This window comes from Streptomyces sp. NBC_00885, from assembly GCF_045207475.1.
In the GTDB taxonomy this organism is placed as follows: domain Bacteria; phylum Actinomycetota; class Actinomycetes; order Streptomycetales; family Streptomycetaceae; genus Streptomyces.
In genome coordinates this window covers 2,833,309-2,848,713 of record NZ_CP108796.1, presented here as the reverse complement: position 1 = coordinate 2,848,713, position 15,405 = coordinate 2,833,309, and the positions used below count along the sequence as shown (strand labels likewise).

Below are 15,405 nucleotides of genomic sequence, written 5' to 3'. Positions count from 1 at the left end.
GTAGACATGCGGGTCGCATATGGGCTCAGTGCTCCGCCGACCTTTGGCCTGCGGCAGGATGGACGCACCTGGTACGTAGGCGTTCATTCGCTCACGTACTGAAGACAACCGCTGGAGACGCCTGGTGAGTTCCCCAGATCCGCAGGTTCGCGCAGCGCGAAACCACTCAACCCAGACCTCGGCCGCGGGCCGCGGGTCGGCCGGCCGTGGCCCCGTGGTCGCGATCACCGGTGCCGCCACGGGCGTCGGTGACCTGCTCACCCGGCGCCTCGCCGGGTCCGACGAGATCAAGCAGGTCATCGCGATCGACGAGCGCCGGGGCGAGGTCTCCGAGGCGCAGTGGCACATTCTCGACGTACGCGACCCGGCCATCGCCGAGAAGCTGCGGGGCGCGGACGTGGTCGTGCACCTGGCGCTCGACCTCGACCTGGAGACCGACTCGGCCGCCCGGACGGCATACAACGTGCGCGGTACACAGACTGTGCTGACCGCCGCCGCGGCGGCGGGCGTCCACCGGGTCGTCCTGTGCACCTCGGCAATGGTCTACGGGGCGCTGCCCGAGAACGACATCCCCCTCTCGGAGGACGCGGAGCTGCGCGCCACCGCCGAAGCCACGGGCGTCGGTGACCTGCTGGAGATCGAACGTCTGGGCCGCCGTGCGCCGCGCGCCCACCCAGGTCTGAACGTCACGGTGGTAAGGCCCGCTGTCCTGGTGGGCGGTACTGACACCGCGCTGACCCGCTACTTCGAGTCGCCGCGCCTCCTCGTGGTCGCCGGATCCCGTCCCACCTGGCAGTTCTGCCATGTCGAGGACCTGGTGACTGCCCTGGAGTACGCCGCGCTGGAGAAGGTCGACGGCGAGCTGGCGGTCGGCTGCGACGGCTGGCTCGAACAGGAGGAGGTCGAGGAGCTCAGCGGCATCCGCCGGATGGAGCTGCCCTCGGCCGTCGCCCTGGGCGCTGCGGCTCGGCTCCACCGGATCGGCCTCACCCCGTCTCCGGCCGGGGATCTGGCGTACACGATGCACCCCTGGGTGGTCAGTGTGAGCCGGCTCCACGATGCGGGCTGGCGTCCTCAGTGGACCAACGAGGAGGTCCTGGCTGCGCTGCTGGAGGAGGTGGAGGGCCGCCACACGGTCGCGGGCCGCCGCCTCGGCCGCAAGGACGCGACCGCGGCCGGCGCCGCGGGTGCGACGGTGGCGCTGCTCGGCACGGCCGCGCTGGTGCGGCGTGCGCGCAAGGCCAGGCGCCGTATGTAGGAGGCTCCAAGGCGATGCCGCCCCGGCCGGTCGAATGGGCTATTTCGCGATGTCAGTGCCGTACGGCACGATGGACGGCATGGGAAGCACGTACGACCACCCCGGTGAACAGGCGGCTCAGGACCCCATCCGTCTGCTCGCCATTCGCGACACCCCGCTCTCCGTCGACGAGGTCTTCGCGGCCGTCGGCGACGACGCGGCGGGTGGCACCGCGCTCTTCGTCGGCACCGTGCGCAATCACGACGGCGGCGCGGATGTGGACACGCTGGGGTACTCCTGTCATCCCACGGCGGAGGCGGAGATGCGCCGTATCGCCGAGAAGGTGACGGCGGATTTTCCCGTACGGGCGCTTGCCGCTGTCCATCGTGTGGGTGACCTGGCCGTCGGCGATCTGGCGGTCGTTGTCGCCGTGTCGTGCCCGCACCGGGGAGAGGCCTTCGAGGCCTGCCGGAAGCTGATCGACGACCTCAAGCACGAAGTGCCTATCTGGAAGCACCAGAAGTTTTCCGACGGCACGGAGGAGTGGGTCGGCGCCTGCTGAGGCGCGATCGGCTGAAACCCGGAGCGTTACCAAGCGCCTGATTTGCGTAACCACCCCCCTGCCACGAGTGTTGAACTCGCAGACACTAATCTGCTGATCACTCAGTTGCGTACGTTCATGGGGTAAGGGGGTCGCGATGGCGGCACTCGCTTGGCTGCTGATTCCGTTTTTCGCTGCCGTGGGTGCTGCGATATGGGGAAGCTGGGCTTCACGAAACCGGACGTCGGGGGATGTCGCCGAGCTTGCCGGATATGCGCGGTTCCGCGATGCGATGGAGAGAGCGGGCTCCGGTACCGACGCCGCCTGACGCCGCGTAACCCGGGGGACCCGGCCGCTGACCGTACGCAGTTGCCAAGATGCCACGTACGGACTGGCCCCGGCGGTGCACTGACAGACCCGTCCCGTACTGTCGTTCCATGCCACGCCGCACCGCGACGATGCTCGCTTCCACCCTGATTTTCATCGCGCTGCTCTGCGCCGGGGTGTTCATTACAGTGCCGTATTCGGAGATGTCGCCCGGGCCGACGGTCAACACGCTCGGCGCGGCCGGTGGTGAGCCGGTCCTGCAGATCTCCGGCCGCAAGACGTACCCGACGAGTGGCCATCTCAATATGACGACGGTCAGGGTCACCGGCGCGGACTACAAGATGAACCTCGTCGAGGCGGTGTACGGCTGGCTGGCCCACGACAACGTGGTGGTGCCGCACGACACGCTCTACCCGGACGGGAAGACCGAAGAGCAGTCGACGCAGGAGAACGCCGAGGAGTTCTCCCAGTCGCAGGAGAGCGCCAAGGTCGCGGCACTCCAGCAGCTGAAGATCCCGGTGAAGTCGCGGGTCGTGGTCTCCACGGTTCTCAAGAACACGCCTTCGGAGAACCGGCTGCACGCGGGGGATGTGATCCGCGCGGTGGACGGTACGGCGGTGAAGGAGCCGGGCGACGTCGCGAAGCTGGTCGTGAAGCACAAGCCCGGCCAGGACGTGGTGTTCACGATCGTGCCCGCGAAGGCGGCGGCCGCGGCGGAGAAGGCGGGCAAGGAGCCGGACGCCACGGAGAAGGTCACGATCACCACGGTCAAGGCGGACAAGGACGACCGGGCGATCGTCGGCATCCAGGCGGGTACCGACCACACGTTTCCGTTCAGCATCGACATCAACCTGGCGGATGTCGGGGGACCCAGTGCGGGGCTGATGTTCGCCCTCGGGATCGTCGACAAGCTGACACCGGCGGACCTGACGGGCGGGAAGTTCGTGGCGGGCACCGGGACGATCGACGACAGGGGGAAGGTCGGTCCGATCGGGGGGATCGAGATGAAGCTGGTGGGGGCGCGGAACGCTGGGGCGCAGTACTTCCTGACGCCGAGCGAGAACTGCGCGGCGGCGGCGTCGGACATTCCGGACGGGCTGACGCTGGTGAAGGTGAACACGATCGCCGATGCGACGAAGTCGCTGGAGAAGATTCGGTCGGGGGACACGGCGGGGTTGGTGGGCTGCGCGGCGGGCTGAGCGGGGGGTTTGTCCCCCAGGCCCGCCCCTTCCCTAAACGGGAGGCCCCAGCGCCCGCTCGCTTCGAGTCGCCGCCGACCCGTCACGCAACGAGGGACACCGCCGTATCCGGACCCCGGGATCCGGTACGGCGGTGTCGCAGAGCTGATTACGCCTCGAACGTCGCCGCGAGCGCCTCCGCCAGGCCCGGGACCAGGGCGGAGCCCGTCAGGACCTCCTTCGGGGAGTCCTTTTCGCGCAGGCGCAGCGCCGATTCGCGAGTGCCGTCGCGAAGCACCGCGACTGTCATGCGGACCTCCTGGCGGTCGGGGTGGGACGAGACCCACTTGGTGAGGGCTTTGTCGTCGAGGCCGGCCGGGACCGAGGACTCGGCCGAGGGCGGGAGCATCTGGCGCTCCACCGTCAGCGCGCAGCCCGCCACCGCGTCCGGCCAGGCGATCGTTGCGAGGAACTCGTCCAGCGGCGTGCCGGCCGGGATCTCGTCCTGCTCGATCGGTGTCAGCGGCGCGGCCGCCTCGTCGGCGTCGAGGCCGAGCTGGGCCGCGAGGCCCGGTTCGTGGGAGCGCAGGTGTGCGGTGTCGACGAGCGCGAAGAGCCTGGCCGGCTGGTCCCAGCCGAGGCCGGACGCGTACTCGTCGATTTCGAGCACGGCGCGGGTCAGCGGGCTGGCGGCCATCGGGGGGCCGGAGGGGGAAACGTTGGGCATGGCCAATATCCTGCCTCCTTCCGGCCCCAAGACGGGAACTAGGTAAAGCCTCAGTAAGTTGCAGTAGTGGGCTCTACGATCGCGGGGCCCGTTTCACACGACCGCGAACTTCGAGGTGCGCACGTTGGCTTTCCAGATGCCGGACCGCGGCGGAGGCCCGACAGGGCCACGGATCAGAGTGGGCCGGCCGTCCCGGCGGGTCCGCACCCTGCTCATGACGCTGGGCGTCCTGGCCGTGCTGGCCATGGCGTTCGTCATGTTCGCCGGGTTCTGGACCGACTGGCTCTGGTACCGATCGGTGCACTACTCCTCCGTCTTCACCACCACCCTGTGGACCAAGGTCGGACTGTTCGCCGTCTTCGGGCTGCTGATGGCCGCGGCCGTCGGCGTCAACATCTGGCTCGCTCACCGGCTGCGCCCGCCGCTGAGCGCGATGTCGCTGGAGCAGCAGAGCCTCGACCGCTACCGGATGGGCATCGCGCCGTACAAGAAGTGGGTGCTCCTCGGGATCACCGCTCTCGTCGGGCTGATCTCCGGAGCCTCCGCCACCGGTCAGTGGCGCACCTGGCTGATGTGGGTCAATGGCGTGCCCTTCGGCCAGAAGGACCCGCAGTTCCACATGGACGTGTCGTTCTACGCGTTCGATCTGCCCTGGTACAGGTTCCTGCTCGGCTTCGGCTTCGCGGCCGCCGTGCTCTCGCTGATCGCCGCCGCCCTGACGCACTACCTGTACGGCGGGCTGCGCATCACCAGCCCCGGCGCGCGGGCCACCGGTGCGGCGACCGGGCATCTGTCGGTGCTGCTGGGCGTCTTCGTCTCGCTCAAGGCCGTGGCGTACTGGCTCGACCGGTACGGCCTCGCGGTGAAGTCCAGCGACTTCAAGGCCACCGGCAACTGGACGGGCCTGCGGTACGTCGACGCCAACGCCTATCTCCCGGCGAAAACGATCCTTTTCTGCATCGCCGTCATCTGCGCTCTGCTGTTCTTCGCGACGCTGTGGCGCCGCACCTGGCAGCTCCCGGTGATCGGCTTCGGCCTGATGGTCCTGTCCGCGATCCTCATCGGCGGCCTCTACCCGGCGATCGTGCAGAAGTTCCAGGTCCAGCCGAACGAGCAGGCCAAGGAAAGCCCGTACATCAAGAAGAACATCGAGGCCACGCGTCACGCGTACGGCATCGACAAGGCCAACCCTGAGGACTACTCCGGCAAGGGTGACCCCAAGCGGAAGGCCCAGCAGCGCGCTGCCGCGCCTTCGGCGGCGAGTTACCGACTTGTCGACTCGAACGTGGTCTCGCCCGCCTTCCAGCAGCTCCAACAGGAGCGCAAGTACTACCAGTTCCCCGCGACCCTCGACGTGGACCGGTACACCGGCCCCGACGGCAAGCCGCAGGACACGGTCATCGGTCTGCGCGAGCTCAACATCAAGGGCATCCAGAAGCGCAACTGGATCAACGACCACTTCACCTACACCCATGGCTACGGCGCGATCGCGGCCAAGGGCACGAACACCATCACGGACCCGGACAAGGGCACCGTCGGCTCGCCCGACTTCACCGAGGCCGGAATGCCGACCGGCGGTCAGCTCGGCAAGTACGAGCAGCGGATCTACTACGGCGAGAAGACGGAGCAGTACTCCATCGTCGGCGGCCCGCAGAAGGAGCTCGACTACGAGGCGAGCGTCGGGCCCACCAAGTACACGAGCTACAAGGGCAAGAGCGGGGTCAACCTCTCCAACCCGCTCAACCGCGCGGCATACGCCGTCGCCTTCAGTGAGCCGCAGATACTGTATTCGGGAGCCGTCGGCGAGGGCTCGCGGATTCTGTACAACCGCACGCCCAAGGAACGCGTCGAGGCGGTCGCCCCCTGGCTGACCATTGACGGCGACGCCTATCCGGCGGTCGTCGACGGCCGGATCCAGTGGATCGTCGACGCGTACACCACGACCAACGGCTACCCCTACGCCTCGCGTACGACGCTGGGCGAGACCACTGCCGACTCGCTGACCACCAACCAGCGCGCGGTCGTCGCCCAGCAGAACCAGGTCAACTACATCCGCAATTCGGTGAAGGCGACCGTCGACGCGTACGACGGCACCGTCAACCTGTACCAGTGGGACACTCAGGACCCGGTGCTCAAGACCTGGATGAAGGCGTTCCCGGGCACGGTGAAGGCGAAGAACGAGATCTCGCCCTCGCTCAAGGCCCATCTGCGGTACCCGCAGGACATGTTCAAGGTGCAGCGCGAGCTGCTCACCCGGTACCACGTCACCGAGCCCGAGCAGTTCTACAGCGGCTCGGACGCCTGGCAGGTGCCGGACGACCCGACGAACAAGGACACCAGCGCCGTCCCGCCGTACTACCTGAGCCTGAAGATGCCCGGCGATCAGACGCAGAAGTTCTCGCTGACGACGACGTTCACGCCGGCCGGACGCCCCAACCTGGGTGCGTTCATGGCGGTCGACGCCGATGCCAACAGCGACAAGTACGGCACGATAAGGCTGTTGAGAGTCACCGAGACCGTTCAAGGTCCACAACAGGTGCAGAGTGAGCTCAACGGCAATGACGATGTCGCCGAGTTCGTGAGAAACCTCAGAGGCACCGACTCGGACATCGAGTACGGCAACCTGCTCACGGTGCCGCTCGACGGCGGCTTCCTCTACATCGAGCCGGTGTACGCACGCGGCGGCAGCGCGAACTACCCGCTGCTGAAGAAGGTTGCCGCCGCCTACGGCGGAGGCAAGCCGGTCTTCAAGGACAGCCTCTCCGAAGCACTTGACGCGGCCTTCGGACAGGTCAGTACCGAGCAGCCACCGCCGACGACGACACCGCCACCGGGCACCAAGCCACCGGCGACCGGTGACGCCGCGACGAAGGCTGCCATCGCGGATGCCCTGAAGGCGCATCAGGACGCCGAGGCGGCGCTGTCGAAGGACCCGAAGGACTGGGAGGCGTACGGCAAGGCCCAGGAGGCTCTTGACGACGCGCTGCGCAGGCTCTCCGAGGCGCAGTCCAAGCCCAGCCCGACGGCCACCCCGCCCAAGGGTGGCTGACCGTGGCTGAAGGCGGCTGAGCAGGCACCATCCCGCGCCGTGGTACGGTTGCAACACAACGGCGCGGGGTGGAGCAGCTCGGTAGCTCGCTGGGCTCATAACCCAGAGGTCGCAGGTTCAAATCCTGTCCCCGCTACTGAAATGAAGAGGGCCCGGATCCTTTGAGGATCCGGGCCCTCTTCGTGCGTATGTGCTGCCGGTGAGAAGTGTGTGCCGCGTGGCGCGAGTTGAGGTTCGGCGTGTTTGACTTATCTCTCTGTGGGCATGTCGACAAAACGCTGAAGTGACCTCACTGGCTGCGGTATACCAGGTGTACGCGGGTTGCAGGTGGTGCGACGATGGAATTTATGGGGGACAGGGCAACTCTGTTGGAGACAGGGCGGTTTGTGCAGCGGCATGCCGGAGACGTGGCGGATGCGACCAGTTCTGCCGTAGCCGCTGACAACGTTGACGGTGCCGGCAGTGGTGGAAGTGCCGACTCGGTGGAGACCGCCGGGGCCGAGGCACGGCACCGGCGCGCGGCCGAAAGCGGCGACACCGCGTCGATGAGCGTGCTCGGCGCACTGCTGCTGCGCCGGGGCGACCTCGACGGCGCCGAGCCGTACCTGCGTGCCGCGACTGCCGAGGGCGACCGCGCCGCCGCCAACAACCTGGGTGTCCTGCTCCACCAGCGCGGGTACGCCGACGAGGCGGCCGGATGGTGGCGTATCGCCGCCGTCGCCGGTTCCGCGGCCGCGGCACATGCGCTGGGGCGCCACTTCCGTGAGCGCGGCGACGAGCCGGCCGCGGAGTACTGGCTGCGCCAGTCCGCCGAGCAGGGGCACGCGCTGGGGGCCTACGCCCTCGCCGACCTGCTGGAGCACCGCAGCGACGTGGGCGCGGAGCGCTGGCTGCGCGCTGCGGCCGAGCAGGGACACCGTGAGGCCGCCTACCGGCTTGCCCGCGCGTTGGAGCGCCGCGCGGCGGAAGAGGCACGCGCGGGCGGGGACATGGGCCTGGTTCTGGGCCGCACGGAGAACGCGGCGCGCGTGCAGGCGCAGGGTCGTGCGGGCGGCGGGGACGCGGTCCCGGCTGTCGGCGCGCTTTCGGCCACGCCGGCCACGCCGGCCACGCCGGCCACGCCGGCCACGCCGGCCACGCCGGCCACGTCGGGTGTCGGCGGCGGCGCAGGCGGTCCCGCTGCGGGTGCCCCGGCATCCGCTGTCGCCGCGCCCGTCGCCGGGGGCGAGGGCGGAGAACTCTCCGTACTCGACGAGGCCGCTCAGTGGTACCAGCAGGCCGCCGCGCGTGGGCATCAGCGGGCCGCGCTGCACCTCGGCGCGATCCTGGAGAAGCGCGGCGAGCTCAAGGAGGCCGGTCGCTGGTACCTCACCTCCGCCAAGGACGGTGAGGCCCGCGCCGCCTGCGCGCTCGGATTCCTGCTGCGCGACGCCGGTGACGAGGAGAGCGCCGCCGTCTGGTGGCTGCGCGCCGCGCAGGACGGTGACGGCAATGCCGCCAACGCCCTCGGCGCGCTGCACGCCGCCCGCGGTGAGCAGCAGACCGCCGAGCGCTGGTACCGCGCCGCCATGGACGCGGGTGACGTCAACGGCGCGTACAACCTGGGGCTGCTCTGCGCTGCGCAGGACCGCACGCCGCAGGCCGAGCAGTGGTACCGCCGCGCCGCTTACGCGGGCCACCGCGAGGCCGCCAACGCGCTTGCCGTTCTGCTGCTGCAGGCCGGGGACGCGACCGGCGCCGAGCCCTGGTTCTCCAAGGCCGCCGAGGCGGGAAGCGTCGACGCCGCCTTCAACCTGGGCATCCTCTACGTCGGCCGGGACGACGACCGTACGGCCCTGTCCTGGTACGAGCGGGCAGCGGCCGCCGGGCACACCGAGGCAGCCCTCCAGGTCGGTATCGCGCTGCTCAGGGACGGCGACGAGCGGGCCGCCGAGCGTCATCTGCGGTGCGCGGCGGGAGGCGGCAGCGCCGAGGCCGCGTTCCGGCTCGCCACCGTGCTCGACTCCCGCCAGCCGCCGCCGGGCCCGCCCGCGCTCGGTGAGCCGATGGCGGAGAAGAGCGAGTGCGAGGAGTGGTACGAGCGTGCCGCAGAGCAGGGGCACCGGCGTGCCCAGGTACGGGTGGGAATGCTCGCCGCGACTCGCGGAGACATGGCGGATGCCGCACGCTGGTACCGGGAGGCCGCCGAGGCGGGCAGCCGCAACGGCGCTTTCAACCTCGGGCTGCTCCTGGCCCGCGAGGGAAATGAGCGCGAGGCGGCCCTGTGGTGGGCTCGTGCGGCCCGCGCGGGGCACGGCCGGGCGGCGCTGCGCCTGGCCCTCCTCGCGGCCCGCAGGGGCGAGCTGACCGAGGGGCAGCGGTGGTGCGCACGTGCCGTCGAACTGGGTCCCGCCGAGGTGGCGGAGCGTGCGGCACGGCTGCGCGACGCGCTCCACCAGGAGCTCACGGCGTAGCGACGGATGTAGAGACGAATATCGATTTGCGCTGGTCGGCGGGGTGACGTAGTGTTGCATTCATCGACGCGGGGTGGAGCAGCTCGGTAGCTCGCTGGGCTCATAACCCAGAGGTCGCAGGTTCAAATCCTGTCCCCGCTACTGAAGACGAAGGCCCGGATCCATCAGGATCCGGGCCTTCGTCGTGTGCCGGAAGGGTGAGCGAAAGCCCGGCACCTCTTGGTGCCGGGCTTTCGGGAAACCTCAGCGTCAGGCCGACGCGCAGTTCGGGCACGTGCCCCGGTACGTCACCTCGACGTCCGAGACGGTGAAGCCGAACCGCTCCGAGTCCGGGAGGTCCGCCAGCGGGTTGCCCGCGGGGTGGACGTCGCGGATCGCGCCGCACTGGGCGCAGACCAGGTGCTGGTGCGGGCGGTGCGCGTTGGGGTCGTACCGCTTGGCGCGGCGGTCCGTCGAGACCTCGAGGACCTCGCCCAGGCTGACCAGCTCGCCCAGGGTGTTGTAGACCGTCGCGCGGGAGATCTCGGGCAGCCTTGTCACGGCGCGCGCATGTACCTCGTCGGCCGTCAGGTGGACATGCTCGCCGTCGAGGACCTCAGCCACGACACGCCGCTGCGCCGTCATGCGCCAGCCACGTCCGCGAAGTCGTTCCAACAGGTCACTCATAAGGACCAGCCTAACAGTGGCACGACCCAGTTCCCGAACAGGTGTGACTTTGGACACTCGCTTGATCTGGACAAAGTCCAAAGGAAGAGCTTGAACCACGCGTCCGAATCACCTGACGAGGGCCGGATCCGCGCCCGGGGATCCGGCCCCCCGGCCTATCCGGCGAGCGTTGCCGGGTGGCGACGTGCCGGTGCCCAGCAGCGGATGATGTCGCGCACGGAGACGATGCCGACAGGTCCGTCGTTGTCGAGCACGATCAGATGCCGGAAGCCGCCGTGCGTCATGGCCTCCGCGGCCTCCTCCAGGGTCCAGGACGGCGCGGCGAAGACGACGTCGGTGGTGGTGTGGGTGCCGGCGAGTTCCAGATCGGGGTTCTGCCCCGCGCCCACCGAGTTCAGGATGTCGCGCTCGGTCAGAATGCCGAGGCCGCCCGCGTCGCCGTCGAGGACGACGGCGGCGCCGACACGGCGCGCGGCCATCAGGCGGGCCGCCTGGCGGAGTGTGTGTGCGGGTCCGATGGTGAGGACCACCGTGCTCATGGCGTCACGGACGAGCATGGATGGAGCCACCTCCTTGGTGATCGGTCGTTCGGGAACCGATTCACAAGTTCACAAGTGGGGGGACTCTCAGAGTCGCAGCCCTGGGGCGGGGCAGCAAGGGGGCGCGCACGGGCGGAAAAGGGTGTATACACCCGTCAGTTGGCTGTCCGCTGACTGTCAGTAGCGCTGGTTGAGATATCCGAGCAGCTCTTCGTGGAGCAGACCGTTGGACGCGGCGGCGTTGCCACTGTGCGGACCAGGGCGTCCGTCCAGGCCGGTGAAGGATCCGCCCGCCTCCTGGACGACGATCGCTGTGGCCGCCATGTCCCAGAGTGACAGCTCCGGCTCGGCACAGATGTCCACAGAACCCTCGGCGACCATCATGTAGGGCCAGAAGTCGCCATAGCCGCGTGTGCGCCAGCAGGCCCGGGTCAGATCGAGGAAGCCGTCGAGCCGCCCCTGCTCCTCCCAGCCGCTCAGCGAGGAGTACGCGAATGAGGCGTCCCGGATCCGGCCGACCTCCGAGACCCGCAGCCGGCTCGCCGAGCTCAGACTGCGCCCGGTGTACGCGCCGCCGCCCTGCGCCGCCCACCAGCGGCGGCCGAGCGCCGGGGCCGATACCACGCCCACGACGGGCTGGTAGCCGCCCTCGCCCTGCACCATCAGCGAGATCAGCGTCGCCCAGACCGGCACTCCGCGCACATAGTTCTTGGTGCCGTCGATCGGGTCGATCACCCAGCGCCGCGGGCCCGTGCCCTCGATGCCGTACTCCTCGCCGAGGATCGCGTCACGCGGCCGCGCCCGCTGGAGCTGTCCGCGGATCAGCTCCTCCGCCGCTTTGTCGGCCTCGCTCACCGGCGTCATGTCCGGCTTGGTCTCGACCTTCAGGTCCAGCGCCTTGAACCGGTCCATCGTGGCGGCGTCGGCGGCGTCCGCGAGGACATGGGCAAGACGCAGATCGTCGTGGTAGTCGGGCATGGCCGTCACTCTATCCGGGCTGGGGAGGGCGGTCCTTGGGCCCTGTCCCGCCCGGCTTCCGGGCTCTGTCCAGCACGGCTCTTGACAGTGGATGGCCGCGCGTCAACCCTGAGCGCAGTGCCGCACGGACGCACAGGCGCACGGCCGCAGAGCCGTACGGCCCGGGAGGCGACGATGCCTACAGCGCGCGAGTCCTTGCTGAATGCCGCTCTCGCGGCGCTCGCCGATCTGCCCTGGTCAGGGGTGCGGATGGTCGATGTCGCCTCCGCCGCCGGGGTCTCGCGGCAGACCCTCTACAACGAGTTCGGCAGCAAGGACGGTCTCGCCCGCGCGCTGGTGCGGCGTGAGGCCGACGGATATCTCCATGGCGTGGAGCGGCTGCTGGCCGAGCCGACCGCGGCCGCGGACCGGCTGGTCTCGGTCGCCGAGTGGACCGTCGCCGAGGCGCGCGCGAGGCCGCTGCTGCGGGCCCTGCTCACCGCATGCTGGGGTGAGCGACTGCCCGCGCCGAGGCCTGCCCGGCGCGGTGCGGTGCTGTCCGGGGTGCCCGCCCAGCGGCGCGCCGACGCGGGGCCGCCGTCCCCGGCTCAGCTGGTCGCGGCGGTACGGGACCGCTCGGTGGCCGCGCTGGAACAAGGGCTGTCCGGCGGGCGTACGAAGGAGGAGTCGGCCGATGTGGCGCGCCGCTGTGAGCTGGCGGCGCGGCTCGCGCTCGCCCATGTGGTCGCGCCCGTCGGCGAAGGGGTTGGGCAGCTGGTGCGCACGGCCGTGGGTGGGGCCGTCGGTGAGTGGGTCGGTGGGGCGGTCAGTGCGACGAGCCCGACAGCTGGAGACCGATGACGCCGACGATCACGAGCGTGATCGAGACGATCTTGAGGGTGGACACGAGGTCGCCGAGGAAGATCATTCCGTAGATCGCGGTGCCCGCCGCGCCGATGCCCGTCCACACCGCGTACGCGGGACCGACATCGAGCTTCCTCAGCGCGAGCGTCAGCAGCCCGAAGCTTCCCAGCGCGAAGGCGGCGAAGGCGATGGTCGGCCACAGTCTGGTGAAGCCGTGCGAGAGTTTGAGACAGACCGCGAACCCCGTCTCCAGGATTCCGGCGACCACCACCAGCAGCCACGCCATGGTCTGTGCCTCCCGCATCAGTCGGTGACTGCTTCGTCGGACTTGGTGCGATTATGCACTTACCAACTGCCGTGGGCCGCAAACGTGCGGGACTCAGTCCCCCTCGCGTCGTTCCCTGGTGGCCAGCAGACGCCGCAGCGAATAGAGCCGCGCCGGATCCGCGTGCCCCTCGGCGACCCAGGCGTCCAGCGCGCAGTCCTGCTCGTCGTGACTGCATGCCCGCGGACAGCCCTCCGTACCCGGAACGAGATCGGGAAAAGCGAGGATGACGCGGGACGGATCGACATGGTGCAGACCGAAGGAGCGCACGCCCGGGGTGTCGATCACCCAGCCGCCCTCCTCGCCCGAGAGTGGAAGGGCGAGCGCCGATGTGGTGGTGTGCCGGCCGCGGCCGGTGACCGCGTTGACAATGCCTGTACTCCGCCGACGGTCCTTCGGGACAAGGGCGTTGACCAGAGTCGTCTTGCCGACGCCGGAGTGGCCGACGAACACGGTTGTCCTTCCCCGGAGGTGCTCGTAGACCCGGTCGGCCGCGGCGCCGTCCACGAACTCGTCGTGCGTGGTGACGATATGGGGGACGCCCAGCGCTCCGTACTTCTCCAGCAGTTCGTCGGGCGAGGCCAGATCCGACTTGGTCAGCACGAGGAGCGGGGTGAGCCCGCCGTCGTACGCCGCGACGATGCAGCGGTCGATCAGCCGCGGGCGCGGTTCCGGATCGGCCAGCGCCGTCACGATCGCCAGCTGGTCGGCGTTGGCGACCACCACGCGCTCGTACGGATCGTCGTCGTCGGCGGTCCGGCGCAGCACCGACTTGCGTTTCTCGATGCGCACGATGCGCGCGAGGGTGTCCTTCTCACCGGAGAGATCGCCGACGATGCCGACCCGGTCGCCAACCACCGCGGCCTTGCGGCCCAGTTCGCGGGCCTTCATCGCCGTCACCACGCGGTCCTCGACGAGGCAGGTGAGCCGCCCCCGGTCAACGGTCAGGACCATGCCCTCGACGGCGTCCTCGTGCTTGGGGCGGATATTGGAACGGGGCCGGTTGCCCTTGGGGTTGGGGCGGGACCGGATGTCGTCCTCGTCGGTGTGCTTGCCGTAGCGCCGCATCTCTCGTCAGGCCCCGAGCATTCCGGCCCACATCCGCGGGAAATCGGGCAGGGTCTTGGCGGTCGTCGCCACGTTCTCGATCTGTACACCTTCGACGGCGAGGCCGATGACCGAGCCCGCCGTGGCCATGCGGTGGTCGTCGTACGTGTGGAAGACGCCGCCGTGCAGCGGGCGCGGGCGGATGTGCAGCCCGTCCTCGGTCTCGGTGACATCGCCGCCGAGCTCGTTGATCTCCTTGGTCAGGGCCGCGAGGCGGTCCGTCTCGTGGAGGCGAAGATGTGCCACGCCGCGCAGCGTGGAGGGCGAGTCGGCGAGCGCCGCGACCGCCGCGATGCCCGGGGTCAGTTCGCCGACCTCGCCGAGGTCGACGTCGATGCCGTGGATACGGCCCGTGCCGGTGAACGTCAGTCCGGACTCGGTCAGTTCGCAGGAACCGCCCATCTCGGTGAAGATCCGGCGCAGTGCGTCACCGGGCTGGGTGGTGCGCTCGGGCCAGTCGGGGATGGTGACCCGGCCGCCGGTGATCAGCGCGGCGGCGAGGAACGGCTGGGCGTTGGACAGATCCGGCTCGACCGTCAGATCGCGGCCGAGCAGCGCGGAGGGGGAGACCCGCCAGACATTGGGCTCGCCCCCGGTCTCGGGCTCGTCGACCTGGGCGCCGACCGCGCGGAGCATGTCGACGGTCATCCGGATGTGCGGCATGGAGGGGAGGGTGCCGCCGATGTGGCGTACCTCCACGCCCTGGTTGAAGCGCGGTGCGGACAGCAGAAGGGCGCTGACGAACTGCGAGGACGAGGAGGCGTCGATCTCCACCGGGCCGCCGTCCAGCGCGCCGCTGCCGAACACGGTCATCGGGAGCGAGCCGCGTCCGTCGTCGTCGATACGGGCGCCGAGGACGCGCAGCGCGTCGATCACGCCGTTCAGCGGGCGCTCGTAGGAACGGGGGTCGCCGTCGAAGCGGACCGCGCCGTCGGCCAGCGCGGCGACGGGGGGCAGGAAGCGCATCACCGTACCGGCGTTGCCGACGTCGATCGTGGCGGGGCCGTGCAGACCGGCGGGAATGACGCGCCAGGCCTCGCCCTCGCCGTCGTGGCTGCCCGCGACGGTGGAGCTGGAGGACACCGTCTCCTCGATGCCGACGCCCAGCGCGCGCAGGGCCTCTGCCATGAGAAGGGTGTCCCGGGAGCGCAGCGGGCGGCGCAGCCAGCCGGGTTCGGCGGCCAGGGCAGCCAGCACCAGGGCCCGGTTGGTGACCGACTTGGACCCGGGCACGGTCACCGTCGCTTCGACGGCTCCGGTCGCGTAGGGGGCGGGCCACAGGGCAGGGTGCACGGAGCTTTCGGTCATGGCCATCACTTTAGTGGTTCCGCGAAGGCCAGGATCTTGATCAAAAGTGGCGAAATCGGGGCGTAACCGGGGAGTGATAGAGGGCTCGGCCGGTCAGGTTTCCCGGCCCGTCCGCCCGCCGGACCGC

The 15,405-nt window shown here is 69.7% G+C and carries 13 protein-coding genes and 2 tRNA genes; 8 read left to right on the top strand and 7 right to left on the bottom strand.

Annotated elements, in window-relative coordinates:
• Positions 1–124: 124 nt before the first annotated feature.
• From OHA61_RS12470 to OHA61_RS12460, 3 genes are all read left to right on the top strand, one after another.
• Entirely contained in the window at positions 125–1,258 is a 1,134-nt protein-coding gene (locus OHA61_RS12470; RefSeq protein WP_324982827.1) for an SDR family oxidoreductase, read from the top strand.
• A 79-nt stretch (positions 1,259–1,337) separates the two neighbouring features.
• A complete protein-coding gene (locus tag OHA61_RS12465; RefSeq protein WP_406303129.1) occupies positions 1,338–1,799 on the top strand; it encodes a molybdenum cofactor biosynthesis protein MoaE in 462 nt (153 codons plus the stop codon).
• Between the two features lie 416 nt (positions 1,800–2,215).
• The gene (locus OHA61_RS12460) at positions 2,216–3,304 is read left to right on the top strand and encodes a PDZ domain-containing protein (RefSeq protein WP_406303128.1); all 1,089 of its coding nucleotides are present in this window, start codon (positions 2,216–2,218) and stop codon (positions 3,302–3,304) included.
• 148 nt (positions 3,305–3,452) lie between these two features.
• Here OHA61_RS12460 and OHA61_RS12455 read toward each other — a convergent pair whose 3' ends face one another.
• A complete protein-coding gene (locus OHA61_RS12455; RefSeq protein ID WP_324982818.1) occupies positions 3,453–4,010 on the bottom strand; it encodes a PPA1309 family protein in 558 nt (185 codons plus the stop codon).
• 136 nt (positions 4,011–4,146) lie between these two features.
• On the opposite strand from OHA61_RS12455, the gene OHA61_RS12450 reads away from it, so the two are divergent.
• From OHA61_RS12450 to OHA61_RS12435, 4 genes are all read left to right on the top strand, one after another.
• Positions 4,147–7,059, top strand: a complete 2,913-nt coding sequence (locus tag OHA61_RS12450) for a UPF0182 family protein (RefSeq protein ID WP_406307331.1) — start codon at positions 4,147–4,149, stop codon at positions 7,057–7,059.
• Positions 7,060–7,121: 62 nt separating this feature from the next.
• A tRNA-Met gene (locus tag OHA61_RS12445) sits at positions 7,122–7,195 on the top strand.
• Positions 7,196–7,397: 202 nt separating this feature from the next.
• The gene (locus OHA61_RS12440) at positions 7,398–9,512 is read left to right on the top strand and encodes a sel1 repeat family protein (protein WP_406303127.1); all 2,115 of its coding nucleotides are present in this window, start codon (positions 7,398–7,400) and stop codon (positions 9,510–9,512) included.
• A 67-nt stretch (positions 9,513–9,579) separates the two neighbouring features.
• A tRNA-Met gene (locus OHA61_RS12435) sits at positions 9,580–9,653 on the top strand.
• Positions 9,654–9,761: 108 nt separating this feature from the next.
• Here OHA61_RS12435 and OHA61_RS12430 read toward each other — a convergent pair.
• The 3 genes from OHA61_RS12430 to hisN form a co-directional block, all read right to left on the bottom strand.
• The gene (locus OHA61_RS12430) at positions 9,762–10,178 is read right to left on the bottom strand and encodes a Fur family transcriptional regulator (protein ID WP_361911342.1); all 417 of its coding nucleotides are present in this window, start codon (positions 10,176–10,178) and stop codon (positions 9,762–9,764) included.
• Between the two features lie 155 nt (positions 10,179–10,333).
• On the bottom strand, positions 10,334–10,735 hold the full coding sequence (locus tag OHA61_RS12425) for a CBS domain-containing protein (RefSeq protein WP_361911345.1): 402 nt from the start codon (positions 10,733–10,735) through the stop codon (positions 10,334–10,336).
• 159 nt (positions 10,736–10,894) lie between these two features.
• Complete coding sequence (gene hisN / locus OHA61_RS12420; RefSeq protein WP_324982806.1) at positions 10,895–11,695, bottom strand: histidinol-phosphatase; 801 nt, start codon at positions 11,693–11,695, stop codon at positions 10,895–10,897.
• A 174-nt stretch (positions 11,696–11,869) separates the two neighbouring features.
• Between hisN and OHA61_RS12415 the strand changes: the two genes are divergently transcribed.
• Positions 11,870–12,535, top strand: coding sequence for a TetR/AcrR family transcriptional regulator (locus OHA61_RS12415; protein WP_406303126.1), 666 nt, complete (start codon positions 11,870–11,872; stop codon positions 12,533–12,535).
• On the opposite strand, the gene OHA61_RS12410 is transcribed toward OHA61_RS12415, so the two are convergent.
• The 3 genes from OHA61_RS12410 to aroA all read right to left on the bottom strand — a co-directional run bounded on the left by OHA61_RS12410 (position 12,501) and on the right by aroA (position 15,278).
• On the bottom strand, positions 12,501–12,824 hold the full coding sequence (locus OHA61_RS12410) for a multidrug efflux SMR transporter (protein WP_324982863.1): 324 nt from the start codon (positions 12,822–12,824) through the stop codon (positions 12,501–12,503). The two genes, OHA61_RS12415 and OHA61_RS12410, sit on opposite strands and share 35 nt — an antisense overlap.
• A 93-nt stretch (positions 12,825–12,917) precedes the next feature.
• Positions 12,918–13,931, bottom strand: a complete 1,014-nt coding sequence (gene rsgA / locus OHA61_RS12405) for a ribosome small subunit-dependent GTPase A (protein ID WP_406303125.1) — start codon at positions 13,929–13,931, stop codon at positions 12,918–12,920.
• Between the two features lie 6 nt (positions 13,932–13,937).
• Complete coding sequence (gene aroA / locus OHA61_RS12400) at positions 13,938–15,278, bottom strand: 3-phosphoshikimate 1-carboxyvinyltransferase (RefSeq protein WP_406303124.1); 1,341 nt, start codon at positions 15,276–15,278, stop codon at positions 13,938–13,940.
• Positions 15,279–15,405: the final 127 nt, after the last annotated feature.